The sequence below is a fragment of the Lacimicrobium alkaliphilum genome, assembly GCF_002591895.1.
Classification (GTDB): Bacteria; Pseudomonadota; Gammaproteobacteria; order Enterobacterales; family Alteromonadaceae; genus Lacimicrobium; species Lacimicrobium alkaliphilum.
In genome coordinates this window covers 131,820-150,919 of the sequence record NZ_NISX01000009.1, presented here as the reverse complement: position 1 = coordinate 150,919, position 19,100 = coordinate 131,820, and the positions used below count along the sequence as shown (strand labels likewise).

Annotated in this window: 15 protein-coding genes; 12 read left to right on the top strand and 3 right to left on the bottom strand. The window is 49.9% G+C overall.

Features of this window, described 5'->3' with window-relative positions:
- Positions 1 to 98 precede the first annotated feature (98 nt).
- From fabB to purF, 12 genes are all read left to right on the top strand, one after another.
- Complete coding sequence (gene fabB, locus CDA54_RS10540) at positions 99 to 1,313, top strand: beta-ketoacyl-ACP synthase I (protein ID WP_099034969.1); 1,215 nt, start codon at positions 99 to 101, stop codon at positions 1,311 to 1,313.
- 382 nt (positions 1,314 to 1,695) lie between these two features.
- Positions 1,696 to 2,277: a hypothetical protein gene (locus CDA54_RS10530; protein WP_099034967.1), complete on the top strand. Its 582-nt coding sequence runs from the start codon at positions 1,696 to 1,698 to the stop codon at positions 2,275 to 2,277.
- A 217-nt stretch (positions 2,278 to 2,494) separates the two neighbouring features.
- On the top strand, positions 2,495 to 3,793 hold the full coding sequence (locus CDA54_RS10525; RefSeq protein WP_099034966.1) for a DEAD/DEAH box helicase: 1,299 nt from the start codon (positions 2,495 to 2,497) through the stop codon (positions 3,791 to 3,793).
- 124 nt (positions 3,794 to 3,917) lie between these two features.
- Positions 3,918 to 5,057, top strand: a complete 1,140-nt coding sequence (locus CDA54_RS10520; RefSeq protein WP_099034965.1) for a 4-phosphoerythronate dehydrogenase — start codon at positions 3,918 to 3,920, stop codon at positions 5,055 to 5,057.
- A 5-nt stretch (positions 5,058 to 5,062) separates the two neighbouring features.
- The gene (locus CDA54_RS10515) at positions 5,063 to 6,079 is read left to right on the top strand and encodes an aspartate-semialdehyde dehydrogenase (RefSeq protein ID WP_099035012.1); all 1,017 of its coding nucleotides are present in this window, start codon (positions 5,063 to 5,065) and stop codon (positions 6,077 to 6,079) included.
- 309 nt (positions 6,080 to 6,388) lie between these two features.
- The gene (locus CDA54_RS10510) at positions 6,389 to 9,136 is read left to right on the top strand and encodes a FimV/HubP family polar landmark protein (RefSeq protein ID WP_099034964.1); all 2,748 of its coding nucleotides are present in this window, start codon (positions 6,389 to 6,391) and stop codon (positions 9,134 to 9,136) included.
- Positions 9,137 to 9,586: 450 nt separating this feature from the next.
- Complete coding sequence (gene truA / locus CDA54_RS10505) at positions 9,587 to 10,375, top strand: tRNA pseudouridine(38-40) synthase TruA (protein ID WP_099034963.1); 789 nt, start codon at positions 9,587 to 9,589, stop codon at positions 10,373 to 10,375.
- Positions 10,376 to 10,513: 138 nt separating this feature from the next.
- Positions 10,514 to 11,365 (top strand): acetyl-CoA carboxylase, carboxyltransferase subunit beta, encoded by an 852-nt coding sequence (gene accD, locus CDA54_RS10500; protein WP_099034962.1) that lies wholly within the window; start codon positions 10,514 to 10,516, stop codon positions 11,363 to 11,365.
- Positions 11,366 to 11,367: 2 nt separating this feature from the next.
- Positions 11,368 to 12,615 carry a bifunctional tetrahydrofolate synthase/dihydrofolate synthase gene (folC, locus tag CDA54_RS10495; RefSeq protein ID WP_099034961.1) on the top strand — a complete coding sequence of 416 codons (1,248 nt, stop codon included), beginning with the start codon at positions 11,368 to 11,370 and terminating at the stop codon, positions 12,613 to 12,615.
- On the top strand, positions 12,612 to 13,256 hold the full coding sequence (locus CDA54_RS10490) for an SPOR domain-containing protein (RefSeq protein ID WP_099034960.1): 645 nt from the start codon (positions 12,612 to 12,614) through the stop codon (positions 13,254 to 13,256). Before folC ends, CDA54_RS10490 begins: the two co-directional genes overlap by 4 nt.
- A gap of 88 nt (positions 13,257 to 13,344) precedes the next feature.
- A complete protein-coding gene (locus CDA54_RS10485) occupies positions 13,345 to 13,851 on the top strand; it encodes a CvpA family protein (RefSeq protein WP_099034959.1) in 507 nt (168 codons plus the stop codon).
- Positions 13,852 to 13,867: 16 nt separating this feature from the next.
- Positions 13,868 to 15,382: an amidophosphoribosyltransferase gene (gene purF, locus CDA54_RS10480; protein WP_099034958.1), complete on the top strand. Its 1,515-nt coding sequence runs from the start codon at positions 13,868 to 13,870 to the stop codon at positions 15,380 to 15,382.
- 236 nt (positions 15,383 to 15,618) lie between these two features.
- On the opposite strand, the gene CDA54_RS10475 is transcribed toward purF, so the two are convergent.
- The 3 genes from CDA54_RS10475 to CDA54_RS10465 form a co-directional block, all read right to left on the bottom strand.
- On the bottom strand, positions 15,619 to 16,221 hold the full coding sequence (locus CDA54_RS10475) for a Yip1 family protein (RefSeq protein WP_099034957.1): 603 nt from the start codon (positions 16,219 to 16,221) through the stop codon (positions 15,619 to 15,621).
- Positions 16,222 to 16,386: 165 nt separating this feature from the next.
- Positions 16,387 to 17,118, bottom strand: coding sequence for a hypothetical protein (locus CDA54_RS10470; RefSeq protein ID WP_099034956.1), 732 nt, complete (start codon positions 17,116 to 17,118; stop codon positions 16,387 to 16,389).
- Between the two features lie 76 nt (positions 17,119 to 17,194).
- Positions 17,195 to 19,096: an alkaline phosphatase gene (locus CDA54_RS10465; RefSeq protein ID WP_099034955.1), complete on the bottom strand. Its 1,902-nt coding sequence runs from the start codon at positions 19,094 to 19,096 to the stop codon at positions 17,195 to 17,197.
- Between the last annotated feature and the right edge of the window lie 4 nt (positions 19,097 to 19,100).

The window sequence follows — 19,100 nt, the reverse complement described above, 5'->3', positions numbered from 1 at the left end:
AGGTCTGATTCTGAAGTCACTATGATTGAAAGAGCAGACCACTTTGCACGCCAAAATCATTACCATAAGGGCAATTTTTTAAACGCTAAGGTGAAAGCATGAAAAGAGCGGTGATTACAGGACTGGGGATTGTTTCCAGTATTGGTAACGACAAAGATCAGGTTCTGCAGTCCCTGCGCGAGGGAAAAAGCGGTATTCGCTACTCCCAGCAGTTTGCCGATATGGGCTTGCGCAGCCAGGTATGGGGAAATATTGAACTGGATGTAAAAGAACATATCGATCGTAAAGCATTACGCTTTATGGGCGAGGCGGCAGCCTATTCTTATATTGCTATGCAACAGGCCATCGAGGATGCCGGCATTGGCGAAGAGCTGGTGTCTAATGTGCGTACCGGGCTGGTGGCCGGCTCTGGTGGCGCATCATCGAAAAATCAGGTGGAAGCGGCAGACGTCCTTCGTGCCAAAGGTGTTAAACGGGTAGGGCCGTATATGGTGCCACGTACCATGAGCAGCACCGTATCGGCGTGTCTGGCAACTCCGTTTAAGATCAAAGGCATTAATTATTCTATTTCTTCTGCCTGCGCCACCAGTGCTCATTGTATTGGTCATGCGCTGGAGCAGATCCAGCTTGGCAAACAGGATATGGTCTTTGCCGGTGGCGGTGAAGAAGTGGACTGGACCCTGGCCATGCAATTCGACGGAATGGGCGCCTTGTCGACTCGTTATAACGATTCTCCGGATAAAGCGTCGAGAACCTATGATGCCGATCGTGACGGTTTTGTGATCTCTGGTGGCGGCGGCATGGTGATTGTCGAGGAGCTGGAACATGCTCTTGCCCGTGGTGCTAAGATCTATGCTGAAATTATTGGCTACGGCGCTACGTCGGATGGCTATGATATGGTTGCTCCGTCTGGTGAAGGGGCTGTGCGCTGTATGCAACAAGCCATGGAAGGGGTTGAGGATAAGATCGATTATCTCAATACCCACGGTACTTCTACGCCAGTGGGCGATGTCAAAGAGCTGGAAGCGATTCAGCAGGTTTTCGGCGGAAAATCGCCGGCCATAAGCGCCACTAAGGCGATGACCGGCCATGCGCTGGGTGCTGCAGGTGTGCATGAAGCTATTTACAGTATGTTAATGATGGAAAATGGTTTTATTGCGCCTTCGGTAAATGTGCAGAACCTGGATGAAAAAGCAGCAGGGCTGGATATTGTGACTCAGGCCAAAGATGCCCGTATAAACACGGTAATGTCTAACAGCTTTGGCTTTGGTGGCACCAATGCTACGCTGGTAATGCGCCGCTTCGAGAAGTAACTATTCGTTTCTGACCTCTGCCATCGCCAAACCAGCGATGGCAGTGCTGTCTTGCTGTTTGTATATCTGATTATCCTTTTTTATTCTGTTTTTTGTGAACCCGGATACGTTTTTAGCAACGCTGTGCCTGCCAGCGATATAGCAATACCCTTTATGCGAAAGAGCCTTAACGAGCCGGCAACAGCTTTGCCGTTTATCCCAACATGAATTGAAATGCCAGGTATTCAGACCGCCCCTGTTATTGGTGGTCAATACTGTCGATTGGCCTGAAAGGGTATGACGCCCGGCGGGCCCGTTAAATAATGCGACAGAGTAAAGTTGTTAACGGGTAAGTAGTGCTATCAGCTATAGTGAGTGTACCGAACTCTTTCCCCGAGTCAGTATGTCCAAAGTGTATGGTTGTCACTCCGCTGATATTCAGGGTGCTAAACAGTTAACGGTGGATGCGGTTACAGGCATCACCGATATCGTGGAGGCGATGCACCAAACCATTCTCAGTGGCGGCAGAATATCTGGCAGGCCCGGTCACATCCGCGCCCGGGGTATCACGGGCGGGGTGTATAGAAGTGTTCGCAACATTACCCGGTGGGTCGGTAATGGCCTGGATGTACCTCTGATTGCGCTTGCAGGTGTGCTGAAAGAGACGGAATCTTCGCCGCGCCGTGATGTGCTGCTGTCGGCATTAAACGGGGTGCTCGGAGATTACTTGCATGCCAGCAATAATCCGCTGGCTATTTCCATGCAGTTTCGCAGTCAGGGCAAACCTCTGAGCGATAAGCAACTTGCTGAATTCATCCGCCGGAGCAACGGCCGGTTGGCGATCATGATCCATGGTTCGAGCATGAGTGATCTGCAGTGGCACCGCAGGGGGCACAACCATGGCTCACCAGTTAAGTCAGGGGGGACAAGAGCCGGTAATGAGCCCGGTTGCTATATAACGCGGGCCAGTGTTCGGGAGCATTAAATGGGCAGGAATATCATTTCTGCGTGCTGCCATTTTCTGTTGTTGTAGCAGGAACATAGACAGTTCAGGGTTTATCTGCTAGAGTACGCGCTCATTTTTGGGTGCCCTTCGGTCGGCACTCCTGTCTTGTGAATCTTTCCCGCAGACACCTGAATCTCCTGCCTCGGACCGTATCCATGTCACAGACATGAACAGGCAGGTCAAGGATATTATCTCAATGCTATTTAACGAACTCGGCCTTTCGGCTGAACTTTTGCGTGCCGTTTCCGAACAAGGTTATACCCAGCCTACGCCTATTCAGGCTAAAGCCATTCCTGAAATACTCAAAGGTGTCGATGTGCTGGCTGGCGCGCAAACCGGTACCGGTAAAACCGCCGGATTTACCCTGCCATTACTGCATCGACTGAGCGAAACTGCGCCTAAAGGCGGACATCGCCCTGTGCGGGCGCTGGTTTTAACTCCAACCCGTGAACTTGCCGCTCAGGTCAGTGAGAGTGTGCGCGCCTATGGTAAGAATCTGCCACTGAGAAGTGCCGTTATCTTTGGTGGTGTCAGCATTAATCCGCAAATATCTGCGCTGCGTCGCGGTGTGGACATTCTGGTGGCTACACCGGGCAGACTACTTGATCATGTGAGCCAGAAAACGCTGGACTTGTCAAAAGTAGAAATTCTGGTTCTGGATGAAGCGGATCGTATGCTCGATATGGGCTTTATTCATGATATTAAAAAGGTGCTGGCCCTGTTGCCCAAAGCACGTCAGAACCTGCTGTTTTCGGCCACCTTTTCTGATGAAATTAAACGTCTTTCTGACGGTTTGCTAAATAAACCGGTATTGATCGAAGTGGCACGTCGTAATACCGCATCGGAAACGGTGGAACAGGTTATTCACCCGGTGGACAAAGGTAATAAGCGCAAACTGTTATCTTATTTGATCGGCTCTGAAAACTGGCAGCAGGTGCTGGTGTTTACCCGTACCAAACACGGGGCCAATCGCCTGGCTCAGCAACTGGACAAAGATGGTCTCAGTTCGGCAGCTATTCATGGCAATAAGAGTCAGGGCGCCCGCACCCGGGCATTGGCCGACTTTAAATCCGGCAAAGTGCGCGTACTGGTGGCTACAGATATTGCTGCCAGAGGACTGGATATCGATCAGTTACCTCATGTGGTGAACTATGAACTGCCTAATGTGCCGGAAGATTATGTGCACCGTATTGGTCGTACCGGTCGTGCCGGGAATGAAGGTAAGGCCGTGTCTCTGCTGAGTCTGGATGAAAACAAATTGATCCGGGACATTGAGCGTCTGCTTAAACGTCAGCTCCCCAGAGAAGTGGTAGCCGGCTTTGAACCCGATCCTAATGCCAAACCAGAGCCCGAGGTAACCCGCTCTCGCGGCAATCAGGGGCGTAACCGAAATGGTGGCAGAGCCAGTTCCGGCCGTGGCAACGGCAACAGTCCTTATGCTGGCAATGGTCGTGGCCGCAATACTTCCAGACATAGCCGCAGTGCCAACGCTTAGTTAAGCCAGGAAAAATCTTGCCGGGCATTATCTGCCCGGCAACGCCAACTCCCCTGATAATGACTTTGCCTGCGTAGTACATATAAGGCAAAATACGCCGCCCTATTTCCCAAATAAAACTGAAATGAATATTTACTGCGAAGACAGCCTGCTCTATGCCAGAGAGTTTTTCTGTGACTGGGGGGAAGTGCGTCTGTTTAGCGGGCGAACCGTGAAACCTGATGACATTCAGGATGCCGATATTTTGCTGGTGCGCTCAACAACGCAGGTCAATCAGTCTCTGATTGGCGAGTGTAAACAATTGCAGTTTGTAGGCACCGGCACCGCGGGTTTTAATCACCTGGATACGGCATATCTGACAATTCGTGAGCTGCCCTGGTGTGCAGCCCCGGGGTGCAATGCGTTGGCAGTAGCTGAATATGTTGTCAGTGCTTTGTTTTCGCTGGCTGATGAGCAGAACTGGGAACTCAGCGAGAAAACTGTCGGTATTGTCGGTGCGGGCAACGTGGGCACGGCACTTAGCGGCAAACTGGAAGCGTTGGGGATCGAATATCTGTTATGTGATCCGCCGCTGGCTGAGTCTGATGATCCCAGAGACTTTGTGGGCATGCCAGATATTATGGCCTGTGACATTATCAGTTTGCATGTGCCGCTTATTGAATCAGACCCATTTCCAACTATGCATCTGTTTGATGAGCCTTTGCTGGCCAGTCTTGATCCGCAACAGGTACTGATCAACGCCTGCCGTGGGGAAGTGATTAATAACCGGGCATTGCTGGAACTGTGTCGAGACGGATCTTTTCCGATGCTGGTGATGGATGTGTGGGAACATGAACCGGATATCTGCACTGAACTGGTACCTTATACCCAACTCGCTACCGCACATATCGCAGGCCATACGCTTGAGGGGAAAGCCCGGGGTACAGAAATGCTTTATCAACATCTGGCGATGTTGCTGAATAAACCGGTGGCGCATAAACTGGCTGACTTTCTGCCATCGCCTGATGTGGCTGAACTGACACCGGACACTACGCTGGCATCTCAACAGGCGCTGAGTGGACTGGTATTTTCCGTTTACGATATTCGTCGCGATGACGCCCATTTCCGGGCAAACGTTGACTCATCAGAGCAGTTTGAATATACCCGCAAGCACTATGCTATAAGAAGAGAATTTGCTTCAGCTTCAGTTAGCACTGGAAATTCATCGATGACAAAGGCAATCTTAGGCCTCGGATTTTCTGTTAACCCCGCAAAAGGAGAATGACCCGCATGTCCCGTGCTTTTGATGTTGCCGTTTTAGGTGCCACTGGTTTGGTTGGCCAACATATGATTGAAATTCTTGAACAAAGAGATTTTCCAATCAATACACTGTATCCTCTGGCGAGTGCGCGCTCTGCCGGTGGTACGGTGAGTTTCAAGGGCAAAGATGTGCAGGTACAGGATGCTGAGACCTTTGACTGGTCGCAGGTACAGCTTGGCTTTTTTTCTGCTGGTGGCAGTGTTTCTGCGAAATATGCGCCTCTGGCAGCTGAAGCCGGTTGTGTGGTGATCGACAATACCTCTCAGTATCGGTATGAGCCGGATATTCCGCTGGTTGTGCCTGAGGTGAATGCCCACGCCCTGGCGGATTTTCGTAATCGCAATATTATCGCAAATCCTAACTGCTCGACTATTCAGATGCTGGTGGCACTGAAGCCGATTCAGGACGCCGTAGGAATTGACCGTATTAATGTGTCCACTTATCAGTCTGTCTCTGGTGCCGGAAAAACGGCGATGGAAGAGTTGGCACGCCAAACAGCCGACTTGCTAAGTTCTAAAGAAATTACGCCCAGTGCCTTCAGTCGCCAGATTGCTTTTAATGCGATTCCGCAGATTGATGTATTTATGGATAATGACTACACCAAAGAAGAAATGAAGATGCACTGGGAAACCCAGAAGATTATGGGTGATGAGGGGATTCGTGTAAATGCCACTGCTGTCCGGGTGCCAGTGTTCTATGGTCATGGTGAAGCCATCCATCTGGAAACCCGCCAGCCTATTGATATTGAAGAGGTTAAAAACCTGCTGGAGAATTCCCCCGGAATTGTGCTGATGCGCGAGCCTGCTGATTTCCCTACCCAGGTGGGCAATGCCAGCGGTAAAGACGAGGTTTTTGTTGGGCGGGTCCGCCGCGATCTGTCACACCCCAACGGCATTAACTTGTGGGTGGTATCGGACAATGTACGCAAAGGAGCCGCTACGAACAGTGTCCAGATTGCTGAAGTATTGATTCGCGATTATATGTGATCAGTACAACTCACAATCAGCCCGGCGAATGCCGGGCTTTTTTATGTCAGCCGTTCAATGAAAACTTATAATGGCCGATATGCTGGATAACAGGATTTTAACTAATCAATACCCTTGGCTTTATGGATCAGCTAAACCATCTGGTTTATAGTTCCTGTTGGAACGCTATTTGCTGGGTATTGTGAGATAGTCAGGGGAATGTCAGAATCCACAGAAGAAGTATTCGGTACTGGCTTACTTATATAAATTTATAACTGACAAGCCTGGTGACAGGTTTGATTTTCTTTTTCCGGGGCGACAAGGACATCTATGAGAATGCGACAATTGCTGATAGTAGGTTTGGCATGTTACTTGTCGTCTAGCATCCTGTGGGCTTCAGATTTTCAACAGGTCCAGATAAAAGGGCCCAAAGATTCAACCCGGCAATACTCCGGAGTGGAATATGGCCCCATTGAATCCAGTGATACGCTCTGGAGTATCGCCCGCCGTTATCGCCAGAATAATGATCTGAGTATCTATCAGGTGATGGCTGCTATCTACGAATTGAATCCCGGCGCATTTGAGCAACAAAATCTCAATCTTATGGTTGATGGTTCAATGCTTAAACTACCCAGCGAAGCCTATATCCAACGATTTGATCCCGCCGAGGCACAACGTCGCGCAGAAGATGATGAGCGACGCTGGCGTGATGCCAGAGGTAGTGCGGGAGCAGGGAGTACGATAAAGCCGGCCAAACAGGTCGCCAGTACTGATGATTTATCTGCTGCCCGACAGGCGCTGGAAGCGAAACTTACCAACCTGGACCAGCAAAACCGAAATGAATTTGAGCAGCTCAGGCGGCAAATTTCAGCCTCAATTGAATCTGTGCAGGCCTTGCTGGATGACAACGAGCGGGTATATGGACGCCTGGATGCGGTCAATGAGGATATTGAAGAGCTGCGCAACCGTATAGGGCAGGAAGGGGAAATACAGCAGCAAATGGGCCAGTTACTGGCTCTGCAGAATGAGCTGTTGGCACGATCTGAGCAGCAACAGGCGCGGGAACAACAACAGGCCTGGTATGAGCATACAGCACTGAAAATAACTGCGGGGGTCATCCCGTCACTGTTATTACTCGGCGGCTTGTTTATGTGGCTAAGACGCCGACAGTCAGCTCCGGCCTCAGAGCCTGCTGAAGTGAAAAAGGTGGAAACTCCGGCACCTGCTGCACAAGACAATGAAATGGATGACCTCTCCGATGCCCTGACCGACGAGATGTCAGATGATTTTGACGAGCCTGAACAAGACGATGATGATGATCTGTTTGGCGAGGAGCTACTTGATGATGTTCTTACTGATGAGTTGGAAGAGTCGCTGGATGCGGCACTGGAAGATGAATTAGAAAACTTCGACGACTTATCTGATGAAATGCTGGTGCCTGAAGATAAGGAACAACAAGACGCCAGGGAAGACGAGACGGATGACCAGGACGCTCTGAAACAGGATGAACTTGACGACTTGTTTGCTGAGGACAGCGATGAGGATGCCATTGATCTTTCAGAGCTGGATGATGATGAGGAAGACGCCTCTGCCCAAAGCGGGCAAACTCAATCCGAAAGTCAGGACGATGCTGAGCCAGCAGAGGAAGAGGCTGACCTTGATGCGGGCAACGTCAGTGGCGATGAAGATGAAAAACCGGAAATCAGCATTGATGAGTTGCTCGATGAGCCCGTGTCAAAACAGACAGATGAGCCTGAGGATTTTGTTGATAAGCTGGATAAGTCTGAGCAACTCAGTGATGAGCTGGTGGGTGAACTGGATCAGGAAATCACAGCAAAAAATCAGCAGTTGGATCAGCTTACCGATGATCTGCTGGGTGAGCTCGAGCAAGCCGATACAATGCAGGATGAGCTTTCTGACGAGTTGATCGAAGAACTGGATGAAGAAGATCAAGCCCCGCAGCAGCAGGAAGATAGCGATCCTCAGGATAGCATTTCCGATGAACTGCTTGAAGAGCTGGAAGGGGAGAATGTCGAGGATGATTCGGCCTCTTCGGATGCTCAGGATGATCTGAGTGATGAGCTTCTCGATGAACTTGTGGCTGAGGGCAGTATCGATGATGCAGGTGAAGAGCAAGACGAGGCCGATCTTCAGTCTGAGGAAAAAAGTGACAGCCAAGATGCTGCGTCAAAGCCAGATGATGTGGTGAAGGAGCAGGAACCTGTTGAGAAGACTGAGCAGGCCGGAGCTGATAAACAGCAGCAAAGTGAAACAGACAACGGCGATCAGGCTGATGAGGACAGTGACGCTTCTCAGCAGGAACTCGACGCCATGCTCGAAGCGGAATTTGAGCAGAATCAGGAAGAGTTGACTGAGCAGTCCGTCGATGAATTTGATGGGCTTGAGCAATCCTCAGATCAGGATCAGAGCCCAGGTAAGCCGGCTGCCGATGAAGCCGATTCTGATGTCGACACAGCTCAGCACGACAGCAACAGTGATCAGCAAGAAAAGCAGCAGGTCGATGATGAGCTGGAGAAAGAGCTTAATGAGTTACCTGATCTTGGGGACTGGCTGGAAAACCACGAGCAGGGCAAACAGGATAAAGAGCAAGGCGATGATGAGTTGCTTGATGAACTCGAGTCTTCAGATTTCGACGAAATGCTTGAGTCCATGGAGCAGGAAGACGATCAGGAATCAGACCTCGATATTGAAACTCTGCTGAACGAGCAACTGGCTGAACCAGAAGAGCCTAAGCCTCTGGCCGATACAGAAGATGATTTTCTGGATATTGACGCACTGTTGAATGAGAGTGTAGAAGCCGAAGAAGAGGATAATGAGGAAAAGCCGCTGAATCTTGATGCAGCGATGGACGGCTATGCCACTGCCACTGCCGATGAGGATGAGGGAAATGTGGATGTGGACAATGACAACGGCATGGGAGCCAAACTGGACCTGGCCCGTGCGTATCTTGAAATGGATGACAATGAATCTGCTGTAGAGCTGCTGCAACAAGTTGCAGAAAAAGGCGATGAAGAGCAGCAGGAAGAAGCCAAAGGCATACTGGATAAACTGCTGTAATTATCTTCACTGCCAACCGCAAAAAGTCCAAAAGAGCATTTCACCACAGAGACACGGAGAACACAGAAAGAGCAATATCCTGTAGATACCAATTTATTGGACTGCCCCAGGTTAGTTGTTGAATAAATTCGACAACTCCTCGTCTTTACTGTTAATTATGGCATTAAAATTAAACTTGATCTCGCAGAGGCGCTGAGACGGAGGGCTTTATAACCCAAACCCTTTATTTCTCTGCGTCTTTGCGCCTCTGCGAGAGGCTATTTTTAAGTTCGTGAGTTTAGTTGTTTAAAAGCTTTTGACCACGAAAAACACGAAAAAGGTCAAAGTGTTTAACCATTTAAACGCTCTGTTTTCTCCGTGCCTGCGTGGTGAATCTTTAATAGCGGCCTCTCGCATCCTTTTCTGCTTTGGGTATAATCCCACGCAAATTGAATATCAAAGCAGAGCAGCATGCGCATTGCCTTAGGCGTCGAGTACGACGGTTCCGGTTATTATGGCTGGCAGCGGCAACGGGAAGTAAACAGTATTCAGCAGGAGCTGGAAACGGCCCTGAGCCGGATTGCCGATGAAACCATTGAATTACAGTGTGCCGGTCGCACCGACGCGGGCGTGCATGCTACTGGTCAGGTCGTGCACTTCGATGTAGACGCTGAGCGGCCGATACGGGCCTGGACAATGGGAATGAATGCCAATTTGCCGGATAATATTGCGGTAAAATGGGCACAGGAGGTGACAGAAGATTTTCACGCCCGCTTTTCCGCCACGGCCAGACGATACCGATATATTATTTACAATCATGCCCACCGGCCGGGTATTCTGCGTCAGGGAGTAACCCATTATCACCGGCCGCTGGACGTTGACAGGATGCAGCAAGCAGCAAAGTGCTTATCCGGTGAACATGATTTTAGTGCGTTCAGAGCGTCTATCTGTCAGTCTAAATCTCCGTTTCGTCGTGTCAGTCATGTACAAATCTGGCGTCAGGGAGATTACGTGATATTGGAAATCAAGGCGAATGCCTTTTTACATCACATGGTGCGAAATATCACAGGTTCACTGCTGGAAATCGGCAGCTCCCGTAAACCCGTTGAATGGATGGGACAGTTGCTCGAGGGCAAAGACAGGTCAAAAGCGGCAGCGACAGCCAAACCAAATGGCTTATATCTTGTTGAGGTAACTTATCCGGCAACGTTTGAGTTGCCTGATCAGCCGCCTGGTCCGTTATTTCTGCAAGACTGCTAAGACCAGTTTTTTTTCGGTTTACGGCGGATTTATGCTTTAATGGCGCCAATTTGGCGTACAGTCTGTATATAGCAAAAACTACCTGCCGCCGGGTAATCAGTGCTAAATTTAATTTTTTACAGCATTTGAAGGGTCTCCATGAGCTGGATTCAGAAAATACTACCTCGTACCCAGTCGTCATCCGGAAAAGCGAATGTGCCGGAGGGTGTCTGGACCCAATGTAATCAGTGTGGTGCTACGCTTTATCGTCAGGAGCTGGAGCGACAGCTGGAAGTGTGTCCCAAATGTGACAACCACATGCGTATCAGTGCACGCGCCCGTATCAATAGCTTTCTCGATCAGGGCGAACGTGAAGAGCTGGGAGCAGAACTCGAACCTCAGGATATACTGAAATTCAGAGATTCCAAAAAGTATAAAGACAGAATCACTGCGGCGCAGAAGAGCACCAATGAAAAAGACGCTCTGGTAGTGGTCAAGGGAAAACTCAATGGCATGCCCGTAGTGGTGGCGTCCTTTGAGTTTGCCTTTATGGGCGGTTCAATGGCTTCTGTCGTGGGAGCCCGGTTTGTCAAAGCGGTGGAATGCTGTATCGAACATAATATGCCGTTGGTATGCTTTTCTACCAGTGGAGGTGCCCGCATGCAGGAAGCATTGCTGTCGCTGATGCAAATGGCGAAAACCAGTGCGGCATTAGCCAGGCTAAGTGAAAAAGGTTTGCCTTATATTTCAGTACTGACAGACCCAACCATGGGCGGGGTGTCTGCCAGTCTGGCCATGCTGGGTGACGTTAATGTGGCGGAACCTAAGGCTCTGATCGGTTTTGCCGGCCCCAGAGTGATCGAGCAAACGGTACGTGAGACCTTGCCTCCAGGCTTTCAGCGTAGTGAATTTCTGCTCGAAAAAGGGGCTATCGATATGATTGTCGATCGTCGCCAGATGCGCGAGAAACTGTATAGCGTATTGAGCAAGCTGCATCACCAGCATCACTGAGCATGAGCCCATCAGCACCGAATCAGCCGCAGGATCTTCGCGGCTGGTTAACTTACCTTGAGTCTATACATCCTTCCTCTATTGATATGGGGCTGGAGCGCATCCGTCTGGTCTTCGACCGTCTGGCTCTGGATTTCAATCAAACACATATCATCACGGTGGCAGGAACAAATGGCAAAGGCACCACCTGCGCCATGATAGAGCAGGGACTGTTACTGGCCGGAAAATCAACGGCTGTGTACAGTTCACCGCATTTGCTGGATTATCGGGAACGGGTCAGAATTAATAATGCATTGCTCAGTGAGCAAGACCATTGTCTGGCTTTTGCCCGGGTAGAGCAGGCCAGAGGCGATATCAGTCTGACGTATTTTGAGTTTGGCACACTGGCAGCCCTGGTGCTGATTGCGCAATCCCGGCCAGACTATGTGATTCTCGAAGTGGGTCTTGGGGGAAGACTGGATGCGGTCAATATCCTCGATGCCGGAATAGCTGTGATTACTACCATAGGGCTGGATCATCAGGATTATCTGGGTACCGACAGAGAACAGATCGGTGCAGAGAAGGCCGGTATATTACGTCAGGGTTGTGCGGTCGTGATTGGTGAACCAGACCCTCCTCAATCGCTTATCAATGCCGTTGACACGGCTTCGGCAAGGGCGTTTTGGCAGGGCCGGGAATTTTCTTTTCAGATTAACAACAGCGAGTTTGTATGGTGCTCTGATAAAAGGGTAAAGCTGACGGCTTCAATACCCGCAATTCCGCCTGCCAATGCGGCTACAGCACTTCAGGTTCTTGAATTAACCGGGCTGATAGATAATATTGACCTGCCACATCTATTGGCACAGATCAGTTTGCCGGGACGCTGTCAGTTGTTCGCCAGCAGACCGGATGTCCTGTTAGACGTTGCCCATAACCCACAGGCCGTGGCTTTTTTGTGTCAGCAGATCAAGCTACGAAACTGGAAGCGATTGCATCTGGTAGTAGGGATGCTGGCTGACAAAGATATTCAGGGCTGTCTTGAACTGCTTACGGACTTTAATCCGCAGTGGTATCTGGCTGATTTGAGTGGGCCCCGTGCCGCTAAGGCTGAAAAACTTGCCAGTTGTCTTGTGGAGCAACACAATGTATCGACTTATAAGAGTGTGCGCAGAGCGTATCAGCAGGCACGATCTAACGCCGCTGAAGATGACATGATACTGGTATTCGGGTCGTTTCTGACCCTGGCTGAAGTAATGGAGTCGGATGAATGACCGATAGTAAGGAACAAACAACGCAGCGAGGCGGTTCCGCCTTTCAGAACCGGCTTGTGGGGACAGTTATTCTGGTCGCGTTGGCGGTGATTTTTCTGCCAGACATTTTCGATGGCGAAAAGGTCTCTCATCAGGATACCTTTGTGGAACTACCGGAACGACCTGATGCTATGGAGGTTGAGGAACCAGGTTCCTTTCCCCGGGACGAAGTTGCTGGCAGGGTCAGTCGCAAAGTAGAGATTGTCGATGAGGTTGCTCTGGATGATCCTCCCACTGCCGGTGAGCAAGTCGTTGCGCAGCACCAGCCCGAATCTCAGGAGGGAGATCCTCAACAAACGGCCGATCCGGATAGTGCCAGACAAGGAGATTATCCCGTTAAAGATGAGCTTGCGACCGGGCAGGGGGGCTGGGTTATTCAGCTGGGCAGTTTTCGGCATGAAAAAAACGTGGCCGAGTTGATGGCTAAGCTTGAAAATGGTGGTTACCGGGCTTTCAATCGCAAGGTTCAGACCAGTTCCGGTACCCTGACAAAAGTCTTTGTAGGCCCCGATTTGCAGAAAGAGGCATTGCAGCGGCGTTTGTCAGACCTTAATACGCTGACCGGATTAAGAGGCAAAATTACCGCCTTTGAGGTAGATTAGAGAAGCTTCGTTTTTGATCGCGGATAATTGAGATTTTACCGTGGCCTTTTGTTAGAATGCGCCCGGCAATTTTCAATCGAAATACGGCATGAATTGGATCGACTACTGCATTCTCGGCATTATCGCCCTCTCTACTCTGATCAGTCTGGTCAGAGGTTTCGTCAAAGAAGCCATTTCTCTCGCAGTCTGGTTTGCTGCGTTTTTTATCGCCAGTCAGTTTTATCTTGATTTGGGCAGTTATCTGACAAGTTTCTCCGACCCCATGATCCGCAGCGCTGTAGCGATTGCCATACTTTTTGTGGTGACCCTGGTGTTGGGCGGGCTACTTAACTATGTGGTTGGGCAGATGGTGCAATATACAGGTTTATCCGGCACAGACAGAGCATTGGGTGCAGTATTTGGATTATTACGCGGAGTGCTGATTGTCAGTGCACTGCTGTTCTTTATGGACGCCTTTACGGCATTCCCTGATTCAACATGGTGGCAGCAGTCTTTGTTGATCCCGGAATTCAGGGTAGTAATAGAGTGGTTCTTCGAGTATCTCCAGAACCATTCCAGTTTTTTAAACTCTGAAGAGTCTGCAACGGCTCTTTAACTGATAGGTAATTTGCATGTGTGGTATCCTTGGTATCGTAGGTAAAGGCCCGGTAAATCAGGCTTTGTATGATGGTTTAACCGTTTTACAGCATAGAGGACAGGACGCCGCGGGTATTGTCACTGTAGACAATGGCATGTTTCATCTGCGTAAAGCGAATGGCCTGGTGCGAGACGTGTTCCACAGTCGCCATATGCAGCGCCTGACCGGTAACTTTGGCATCGGCCATGCCCGTTATCCAACTGCAGGAACCTCAAGCTCTGCAGAAGCGCAGCCGTTTTATGTGAATTCGCCTTTTGGTATTGCCTTTGCTCACAATGGCAACCTGACCAACGCGCATGAGCTTTCTGAGGAAGTTTTTCGTATTGCACGGCGTCATATCAATACCACTTCAGATTCAGAGCTGCTACTCAATATTTTCGCCCATGAACTGCAATCCATCGCAGGTCTGACGCTCCAGCCAGATGATGTCTTTGAGGCGATCAGTCGGGTGCATAAAAAAATTAAAGGCGCTTACGCCGTTGTGGCCGCTATCATTGGCCATGGTATGGTTGCGTTCCGTGACCCTCACGGTATTCGACCGTTGGCGCTGGGCAAACGCCAGACCGAATCAGGTGATGAGTATATGGTGGCATCGGAGAGTGTGGCTCTGGATGTGGTTGGATTCAGTTTTGTGCGCGATGTGGCACCAGGTGAAGCGATATATGTGACCGAAGATGGAAAACTACACACCAGACAATGTGTTGAAACGCCATCGCATTCGCCGTGTATCTTTGAATTTGTTTATTTCTCACGCCCGGACTCTTTTATTGATGGTATCTCGGTGTATGCTTCCAGGGTGAATATGGGGCGTAAGCTGGGGCAGAAAATAGCTCGTGAATGGGCCGATCTGGATATCGATGTGGTGATCCCTATCCCGGAAACCTCCAATGATATCGCCTTGCAAATCGCCCAGGAGTTGAATCTGCCTTACCGTCAGGGGTTTGTTAAAAACCGTTATATTGGCCGTACTTTTATCATGCCTGGTCAGACCCAGCGCAGAAAGTCGGTGCGACGTAAGCTCAACGCCATTTCTTCAGAATTCGCCGGTAAAAATGTACTGTTAGTAGATGACTCTATTGTGCGGGGAACTACCTCAGAACAGATTATTACCATGGCCAGAGAGTCTGGAGCCAGACGGGTATACTTTGCGTCTGCGGCCCCGGAGATTCGCTTCCCTAATGTATATGGAATTGACATGCCCTCAGTCAATGAACTGATTGCCTATGGCCGGGAAATTGACGAGATTTGTGAGTTGATTAAAGCCGACGGCCTGATTTTCCAGGATATCGAAGATTTAGTGGAAGCAGTCAGAGAAGAGAATCCTAAGATTACCCGTTTTGAAACCTCGGTATTTGACGGTAGCTATATTACCGGTGATGTGGATCAGGAGTACCTGAACAGACTGGATATGTTGCGCAGTGACAATGCCAAACAGATTCCGCAAATGGAGCTGTGCAATCTGGAAATGCACAATATGGACTCGGACTAAAAACGAAAAAATCGCCAGGAGCGATTTTTAACGCCAGTAGTTTAATGGTGGCCCGCAGGGCGCAGGACAGGGATAGTCCGGAGTAAAAGCACGAAATTTTTACCGCCGTTAATACCTCTGTGTTCTCCGTGCCTCTGTGGTTAGTTTTGTCTTTGTGTGTTGTTGGCGGGAATCCCCGTATTTCTTCCAACAAAAAGGCCAGTCTCAGACTGGCCTTTTCAGTAAGATGTTGACCGCTATCCGGCCATATATTGTGGCCCGATACCCATACTCCAGAGGATCACCGAGGCGGCCATAATCACCACCAATAACACGAGGCCACAGGTGACCACCGAGCTGGCGTAAATAAAGCCTTTTTCTTCGGGTATATGCATAATGATGGGCGTACCTGAATAGAGCAGATACACTGAATAGGTCAAGCCTGCCAGCCCCACCAGCATCACAAACCAGAGTACCGGGTACAGTGCCGCAAAACCCACCATAAACAGCGGTGTGGCCGTGTACGCGGCCAATTCCAGTGATTGGGTAAAAGTCGGTTTGGCATCAAAGGTGGTGGCCATCCATTGAATCAGATAGGCCAGCGCCACAACTCCGGCGATCAGGGCAAAGTACATGGCGATGCTCATCATCATGGCACTTTCATGGGTCAGCTTGATCAGATCGCCGACGCCAATACTCCAACCCAGGTGGGCCGCAGAGTAGTAGCTGGTTAATGACGGGATCAGAGCAATAATCAGAATATGTGTCAGGCTATGAGACAGGCTCTCATGGCGCTTTTCAATATCCTGCCATTCTTCTTTGGGGTGGGCATACAGGCCCCACAGGTGGTTTAGTATCATAGTTACCTCTCAAGCGCAGACAGCTGTTTTTAGTTAGCTTGTGCATCAGCACAAGGTTAATAAAATGATACATCAATAACAATAAATTAACACGAGTTTTTGTGTTCGGTCCTGTCTGCGATAAATACGTATCCTGATGCTTTACCCTTGCTGTAGGAAGAGAGATCAGTGTTGGTGATTCTCTGCCTGTAAGGCCCGCCCGTGCTGATCATAAAAACCACTGGCACCTTTTTCTAAGAAGCCCTGATTTATCATTTTGGTCAGGAAAGGATCGGTATGATCATCGCCAATATCGGCAAAATCTGTACTCAGATAGTGGTCGCGTGATGCAAAGAAGGCAGCGATTTTCTCTGGATCAGTATGGGACGTTTTCAGTGTCCAGGTTTCTTCTCTGTCGGCACCTTTTAGTCTGAAGCGTTCGAGCAGTTTCAGTTGTGGCAACCAGGTTAATGAAATCTGTGCGTTTTTGTCATACTGATAATGCTCCTTTATGCCGCAGTCAGTAGTTTGCGAACCGGTTTTGGTGGCGTGTTGCAGCAGGCTGTCTGATATCAGCTGAACGCGATGAGACCAGTCGGTATGACCAGCCTGGCCTGATATGTCGCCTGGCTGATATTCAATGGCACGCTGATGTGCATCAAAATACCGTGTTTTCTTGATAATGCCAGGTTTAGCGGACTCCCAGATTTCGGTAATTTGGGTCTGAGGGTAATAATGAGCAACCTGTTGTCCCTGTCTGACCAGAATCAGCGATGTGCGGGTAGTATTGTCGGTGCGGAGCGTTGTTTCAATCTCGTACTCGGCGTAAACAGTGTTGCTGTTAAGGTTGCAGGTTTCGGCGTCTGACTCTTGGACAAAACCGAGGGTAAGCAGGGTAAAAATGATCAGGTATCGCATATTGTTCTCTTTGATAGTGTGGGCCAGATTAGCCGGGGCCGGAGCCTCAAAGGCTCCTTTCCCGGTGGCAATGGTATTACTTCAGAGCGTTGCTGGCCTGGCCATTCAGATCGGCTGTAAGGTCAAGAATATGATAAATCACATTTTGCTCATTGGTACCATTGACCAGATGGGCACCCGGCCCTTTGGCGTAGATACCCACGTCTTCACCTGAATGGGTTTCAGAGCTTAAAGGAATCAGGGCCTCCTGGTGGTAACCTGGAGTGGTGGTGTCTATATCCGTCAGGTCCTTGCGACCAGCATCCACAGGATAGGCATATCCCTGATCCGCATCGGTCTCGGCACCCAGGTTTCGGTATCCTAACCCATTGGTATAACCCAGAGTGGTATAGGGCAGATCATCTGCCGCCATTGCCGGGCTGTCCTGGCCAATATTTACCACCTTGCCCAGAATCGGGTTGCCACGCTTTGGATAACCGGCGATGGTAAACACATGGCCATGGTCCGCGGTGACAATAATCAGGGTGTCTTCATCATTGCTCAGTTCGTCTGCTACTCTCACCGCCTTGGCCAGTTCAATGGTATCGGTCAGGGCGTTATAGGCATTTCCGGCATGATGGGCATGGTCGATGCGGCCTGACTCGATCATCAGGAAATACCCTTTATTGTTATTATCAAGAATTTTAATCGCCTTTTCGGTCATTTCCGAGAGTGAAGGTTCTCCGGCGATATCATTGCCGCGATCGGCTTCGTACTGCATATGGGACTCATTGAACAGCGCCAGTACCCGTTCTGTTGTCTCGGTATCGATGCCATCAAAACCGGTTTTGTCGTAGACATATCGCCCTTGTGGGTAGAGGGATTGCCATTCTGCAGTCAGATTCCGGTTGTCAGTGCGGTCGCCCTCAACAGCGCTGACGGCATCGGGGCTGTTAAAAGCCATATCTTTAGGCAGGAAGTGGCGGCGGCCGCCACCCATGGTCACCTCAATACCGTCGATATCAATGCCATCAAACCTGGCCTTGAGGTTGTTCTCAAAATGAATCAGCTGTTCGGCAATGTCCTTACAGCCGCCATCAACGGCCTCAGCAGGCATATCAGAGATATCTTCCCAATTACGGTCTGCCGACTTTGCATAAGTCGCAGCCGGAGTGGCGTGGGTGATACGGGCAGTACTGATAACTCCCGTTGATTTGCCCGCTATTTCTGCCAGCTCCAGTGCGGTTACCAGTTCATTGCCGGCGGCACTGCTGCAATCACCACGTGCAATATCCTCGTCGACGCCGATAACACCCACATCGGTTTTTACACCACTCATCATCGCGGTCATGGTACCGGCTGAGTCGGGAGTTTGTGCATCGGTATTGTAGGTTTTCGCCAGCCCGGCGAACGGGAACTGATCAAAGCTCAGTGCATGCTCTTCTCCTGCTTTGCCCTGAAGCTGCCCTTCCAGTATTCTGGCAGCGGTAACCGTTGAAATGCCCATGCCATCTCCGACAAAAAGAATCACATTCTTTGCTTTTCCTTTCAGTGAGGTCAGGGTTTTTTGCAGGTTTTGCTGATTCGTCAGCTTCTCGGTTGTTACCTGACTCTCTCTGCTGCCAGTGGCATCCAGCCAGTTTTGCTTATTCAGTTGTATTTGTGAGGAGGCCTGTGAGAACCAGTCGTTATTGACACTGGTCAGCAATTCTGAGGCTGACAGGCCTGAAACACCCGGTGCACAAACATAGCTGGTATCTGTGACTTCGTCTTCTTCGAGACTACCATTACCATTTCCGTCTATGCCGCTTTGCAGTTTCACGCCACTGTTGGGACAATTGTTGTCACCTTTGGGTAAGTCTGACTGCACGGTAAGGCTGTTTAATCCGTCACTACCGGCACTGCCTGCTGGTCCCTGCTGACCATCGTCACCTTCGAGCATACAACCCGAAAGGCCTAAGATAGCGGTAGTGATCATGCTTAATTTTAAAAGGTTCATCAGA